General features: G+C 71.4%; 8 protein-coding genes, 1 tRNA gene and 1 pseudogene. 4 read left to right on the plus strand and 6 right to left on the minus strand.

Annotated elements, in window-relative coordinates; all coding sequences use genetic code 11:
- A pseudogene (locus KME80_RS53645) lies at nucleotides 1–102 on the plus strand (IS982 family transposase); the annotation flags it as partial.
- Nucleotides 103–123: 21 nt separating this feature from the next.
- On the opposite strand, the gene KME80_RS49410 reads toward KME80_RS53645, so the two are convergent.
- Nucleotides 124–480, minus strand: coding sequence for an STAS domain-containing protein (locus KME80_RS49410; RefSeq protein ID WP_219519923.1), 357 nt, complete (start codon nucleotides 478–480; stop codon nucleotides 124–126).
- Between the two features lie 173 nt (nucleotides 481–653).
- Between KME80_RS49410 and KME80_RS49415 the strand changes: the two genes are divergently transcribed.
- Together KME80_RS49415 and KME80_RS49420 are read left to right on the plus strand one after the other, a co-directional pair.
- Complete coding sequence (locus tag KME80_RS49415; protein ID WP_219519899.1) at nucleotides 654–1427, plus strand: SigB/SigF/SigG family RNA polymerase sigma factor; 774 nt, start codon at nucleotides 654–656, stop codon at nucleotides 1425–1427.
- Between the two features lie 75 nt (nucleotides 1428–1502).
- On the plus strand, nucleotides 1503–1859 hold the full coding sequence (locus KME80_RS49420; protein WP_308126270.1) for an ATP-binding protein: 357 nt from the start codon (nucleotides 1503–1505) through the stop codon (nucleotides 1857–1859).
- Nucleotides 1860–1919: 60 nt separating this feature from the next.
- On the opposite strand, the gene KME80_RS49425 is transcribed toward KME80_RS49420, so the two are convergent.
- The 5 genes from KME80_RS49425 to KME80_RS49445 form a co-directional block, all read right to left on the minus strand.
- Complete coding sequence (locus tag KME80_RS49425; protein WP_219519906.1) at nucleotides 1920–2117, minus strand: hypothetical protein; 198 nt, start codon at nucleotides 2115–2117, stop codon at nucleotides 1920–1922.
- Between the two features lie 6 nt (nucleotides 2118–2123).
- Nucleotides 2124–2909 (minus strand): hypothetical protein, encoded by a 786-nt coding sequence (locus KME80_RS49430; RefSeq protein ID WP_219519909.1) that lies wholly within the window; start codon nucleotides 2907–2909, stop codon nucleotides 2124–2126.
- A 6-nt stretch (nucleotides 2910–2915) separates the two neighbouring features.
- On the minus strand, nucleotides 2916–3461 hold the full coding sequence (locus KME80_RS49435) for a hypothetical protein (protein ID WP_219519912.1): 546 nt from the start codon (nucleotides 3459–3461) through the stop codon (nucleotides 2916–2918).
- Between the two features lie 68 nt (nucleotides 3462–3529).
- Complete coding sequence (locus KME80_RS49440) at nucleotides 3530–3955, minus strand: helix-turn-helix domain-containing protein (RefSeq protein WP_219519915.1); 426 nt, start codon at nucleotides 3953–3955, stop codon at nucleotides 3530–3532.
- Between the two features lie 64 nt (nucleotides 3956–4019).
- A tRNA-Pro gene (locus KME80_RS49445) sits at nucleotides 4020–4093 on the minus strand.
- Nucleotides 4094–4307: 214 nt separating this feature from the next.
- Between KME80_RS49445 and KME80_RS49450 the strand changes: the two genes are divergently transcribed.
- Nucleotides 4308–5062: NAD(+)/NADH kinase (locus KME80_RS49450; RefSeq protein WP_219519920.1), on the plus strand; the 755-nt coding region annotated here is incomplete at its 3' end.

Genomic DNA, 5062 nt, shown 5'->3' on the forward strand with positions numbered 1-5062 from the left:
GCACGCATCAGCCAGCGCATCCTCGCCCTCAACGCTGTCATCTGGCACAACTGGAACATCGGCGCACCCGTGAAACGATCCCTGATCGCCTACGATCACTAACCCAAATTTCACATCAGCGATCTAGCCGATCGCCGCCAGCGCTTCGTCGAGCGTGTCGTAGATGGGCAGGCGCTGGGCCAGCCCGGTGATCCACATCACCTTGGACTTGGAGTATTCGACCCCGATGAGGGCGAACTTCGCGCCCGCGCCGAGGCTCGTCTGCCAGTGGTGGACGATCAGCCCGAGCGCCCGCGAGTCCATGAACGTCACCCCGCCGAGGTCCAGGATGAGGTCCGGGCCGGCGAGCGCCAGGTAGTCGGCGAACTGCTCGCGGGTGGTGGCGTCGAGGACACCGTCGACCTTGATGACCGCGATGTCGTCCACGGTCGACGATGTCAGGCTGAGGGCCGCGACGGACCCGCTGCCGTTTTCGGGCATTGTCACGGGGCAACTTTACTGTCACTCAAGTGGAGAGGAATACTTCCACCGGAGTGGGGGATACTGGAGTCCGAAGTCCAGCAGAGGGCTTCCGTCTCGAACGAGCGAGGCGTGCCTCTGCATGGGCTTTTTCCCGTTGCGGAGGGCGCCTGCAACCCATATGAGGAGCAGCCATGGCTGTGCAGGACCTCGTCCTCGAAGACATGACCGCGGAAGAACTCCTGGCCGAGATGGTCCGCGAAGACACCCCCGACGGTCTGCGGGAACGGCTGCGCGAGCGCATCGTGGAGATGCACCGGCCGCTCGCCATGGAAATCGCCCGGCGCTACCGTTATCGGGGCGAACCGCTGGAGGACCTGCTCCAGGCCGCGTACGTTGGCCTCATGAAGGCGGTCAACGGTTTCGACCCGACCCTCGGCCACGCCTTCAGGGGCTACGCGGTGGTGACCATGACCGGTGAGGTCAAGCGCCACTTCCGCGACCGCACCTGGGCCATCCGGGTGCCGCGCCTCTACCAGGAGCGCCGTTCCGAGCTGAACCGGCTCGTCGCCGACCTCAGCCAGGACCTCGGCCGCTCGCCGACCGTGGCCGAGCTGGCGGCGAAGATGAACATCTCGGAGGAGGACGTGCTGCTCACGCTCGACGCCTCCGCCGCCTACAGCACGCTGTCTCTGGACGCGCCGCTGGGCACCGACGACGACGCCGCCTCGCTCGGGGACGTCATCCCCGAGGACGACGACACGCTGAGCACGATGGTCGACCGGGAGGCCGTCAAACCGCTCATCGACGCGCTCCCCTCGCGGGAGAAGCACATCCTCCTGCTGCGGTTCTTCGGCAACATGACGCAGGCCGAGATCGCGGCGGAGTTCGGCATATCGCAGATGCACGTGTCCAGGATTCTGCGTAAGGTACTCGACCAGCTCCGCGCAGAGCTGCTGGTCGGTTGAGAAGGCGGTCACCGGGTGATGACGGAGGACACAGATCCTCGGGCGGGCTCCACGGGCCCGCCACCCGGTGCGCCCGTGCGCAAGCTGCCGTTCCGGCTCGCGGACCTGCCGCGGGTCCGGGAGTTCGCCGAGTCCGAGGCCCGTGGCTTCGGCATGCCCGACGAGGCCGTCAACGACGTGGTCATCGCCGTGAACGAGGTCGCCACCAACGCGGTGACCCACGGCGACGACCACGCGCACGTGCGTGCCTGGCCCGACAGCGGCGACCTGGTCGTCGAGGTGCACGACGACGGCTCGTGGAAGCCCGGCCCGATGCCCGGTGCGGTGGGCGGCATGGGGCTGTGGGTGGCCCGGCTGCTGTCCAGCGATCTCACGCTGCGGATCGGGAGCGGGGGAAGCACGGTCATCATGCGCTTCCCGGGCAAGAACTGACGCGTCCGGCGCGCCCGGCGTGCTCGCCTTCGAGCACGCCGGGCGCGGTGTGCGCGCAGGTCACCGGCGGGTGCGTCCGCCGCGCCAGCCGCCATAGCTCTTGATGCTCGCGGTGCCGATGCCGGCCTGGTGCAGCGCCAGCAGCGTCAGGCCGAGCAGCATGAACGTGGTGCCGGAGATGCCCGCGGCGATGCGGGCGTTCAGCAGGTCGAGCAGGAATCCGAGGCCGAAGACGATGGCCGCGACGATGGCGAGCATGTCACCTCACCTCGATCCGGAGCCGGTCAGGGCGAGCAGCTGCTCCAGCATGCCGCGGTACTCGCGCAGCGCCAGCCGGAGCTGTTCGGTGTCGCCGTCGCCGGCGCCCTTCCAGCGCTCGCGCAGCTCGCCGGTGCGGGCGTTGAGCGTGCTCGTCAGCGTCTCGACGACCTCGCCGACCAGCCCGTCGGCCCGCTGGACCGCCTCTCCGGGGTCGTCGACGAACGCCGTCTGCAGGTCGCGCCAGCGCGCCTGCACCTCGGCCGGGTCCTGGTCGAACAGGGCCCGCTCCTGCGGGGCCGCGTGCGCGGGCGGCTCGCCGGCCACCGCGGTCGCGGGCACCGGCTCGGGCGTCCCCTCGTGGCCCGGCACCCGCTCGTGCCCGGGCCGGTCGTGATCGGGCGTCTCGTGCCCGGGCGTCTCGTGTCCGGGCGTGCTGTGCGCGGGTGTCTCGTGCTCGGGCCTGTCGGGCGTCCGGCGGGCGGGCTCCGTCTCGGGGACGGGCCCGGCCACGTGGACGTCCTCCGGCCGGTGCGCCGGATCCGGGTCGGCGATCACGTCCTCGCCGGTCCTGGCGTACGGGTCGCGGTACGGCTCGTCGGCGAGCACGTCCGCCCCCTGGTCGGCGCGGCCATCGGCGTCCCGGTCGAGCGGGTCGTGGCCGAGAGGGTCACGGTCGTGCGGGTCACGGTCGTGCGTGTCGCGGTCGGGTGTCTCGTGGTCCGTGGGGGAGCGGTCGTCGCCGGGCCGGTCGGCCCGCTGCGACGGCACCTTCAGCTCATCGCGGTTCATCTGTCGTCACCGTCCTCGGGATGTCTCGTGAAGCAGCTCCTCGAAGAGCGAGCGGTAGTGCACCATCGCCTGCCGCAGCTCCTCGGTGGACGCCTCCTTGCGGGCCGCCCGCCCGCTGATCTCGTGCGCCTTGCGGTAGTGGTCGAGCGTCGCCGCGTGCCCGACCGACAGGTCGGACAGCCGCTGCTCGAAGTTCTCCGTCGGGTAGCCGCGCTCGGCCATGACGGCGGTGACGAGCTGGTCAGCCTCCGTCACGGCGAAGCCGGGGGCGTCGACGAAGCGCTCCTGGACCTCCGTCCAGCGCGTCGCGTAGGTCTCGCGGGACTCCTCCGGCAGCGGCCGGATGTCGAGCTCGGCGTGCCGCTGCTCACGGGCGAGCAGCTCCTGCTCGACGTCCCGTTTGTTGTCGTGCTCGGCCATCATGCGCTCGTATTCGGGGCCGAAGCGCTCGCGGAGCCGGCCCCGGCGCTGCTGCTGCAGCGCGACATAGGCCACCGCGGCGAGCGCCACGACCGCGAGCACGACGACGGCCACCCAGATCCAGGTGGACATGATGTTCGCCTCCGGTCTTTTGTCGGGGACCGGCGACTGCCCTCGAACGGGCTCGCGAAACCCGTATGTCAGCGCTCTTCGAGGCCCTCCAGGGCCGCTGCCAGCACCGATGCGACGTGTGAGCCCTCAGGGGCGGCCGGGGTCTCCGCGAACCCGGTGGCCGGGTCGTAGGTCACGTCCAGCCCGGCGTCGACGAGCCTGTGCGCCCAGCGCAGCGCCGTGTTGAGCCGTTCGGCGGCCGGCGGCCTGCCCTGCGCGGCGGCCGACAGGTTGCGCAGGTTGGTGGCGGGGCCCGACTGGGCGTGTGCGCGGGCCAGCTTCCACGGCAGCGCGGCGCTGTGGTCGAGCATCGGCTTGGCCAGCCCTGCGGCCCGTTTGGCCTGGAGCACCCCGGACTCGCTCACTCCGAAGCGGGCGGCCAGCTCCTGCACGCTCAGCCCTTCGGCGACGAGCCTGGCCAGCTCCGCCCGGTCGATCGTCGGCCTGCGCCCCACCCGGCACCTCCCCGGACATGGAATCACCCGATCATCGCCAGGCGATGATCGGGTGAGAAAAGCGTCGGGACGACAGGATTTGAACCTGCGACCCCCTGACCCCCAGTCAGGTGCGCTACCAAGCTGCGCTACGTCCCGCCAGGCCGCTGAGCTGAACCTTTTGTGCCGGTCCTGCGTGGCCTTGCGGGGAAAACACTACCACGGGCGGCGCACCTCTCAGCGCCACCTTTACCGGGCCCGCCCGGGGGCGAACCGCACGGATTCCCCCGTACGCGCCCCGATCCGGTGACGGCCCCGCCGCCCTCGGGTGCCTCGCCGCGGGCGGCCGGAGGCCGGGCTCTAGGCTTGCCCCATGGGCATGGTCGGGACGGTCGGGCTGGTGCTGCACCCCAGGCGCGACTCCAAGCAGGCGATCGACACCATCCTGCGCTGGGCGGGCGCGCGTGACGCCACCGTGCTCGGGCTGCCCGACGAGGTGGGGCGGATCGACTGCAGCGCGGTCGCGGTCGACGCGGCGACGCTGGCCGGGCGGTCCGACCTGCTGGTGAGCCTCGGCGGCGACGGCACGATGCTGCGCACCATGCGGCTCATCGCCGGGCGGGACACCCCGGTGCTGGGGGTGAACCTGGGGCGGCTGGGCTTCCTGGCCGAGATCGACGTGGCCGAGCTGGCCGCGACGCTGTCGGCCATCGACGGCCACCACTACTCGGTCGAGCCGCGCATGGCGATCCGCACCCGGCTGGCGGGGGAGCCGGAGCTGACCGCGTTCAACGACATCGCGCTGGCCCGCATCCCGGGGGAGGGGCTGGCGGCGGTCACGGTCAAGCCGTCGGGTCACCCGTTCGTCAGCTACACCGCCGACGCGGTGATCGTGGCGACCTCCACCGGCTCGACCGCCTACAGCTTCTCGGCCGGCGGGCCGGTGGTCTCGCCCCGGGTGGAGGCCGTGCTGGTGGTGCCGGCGGCGGCGCACTCGGCGTTCAACCGGGCGCTCGTGCTGCCCGCCGACGAGGAGGTCACGCTGGAGGTGCTGCCCTCCAGCGGGCGGCTGGCCGTCGAGCTCGACGGCGCGGTGGTCGGCCACCTGTGCCCGGGGGGCACCGTCAC

This window comes from Nonomuraea ceibae, assembly GCF_019396325.1.
GTDB lineage: Bacteria > Actinomycetota > Actinomycetes > Streptosporangiales > Streptosporangiaceae > Nonomuraea > Nonomuraea ceibae.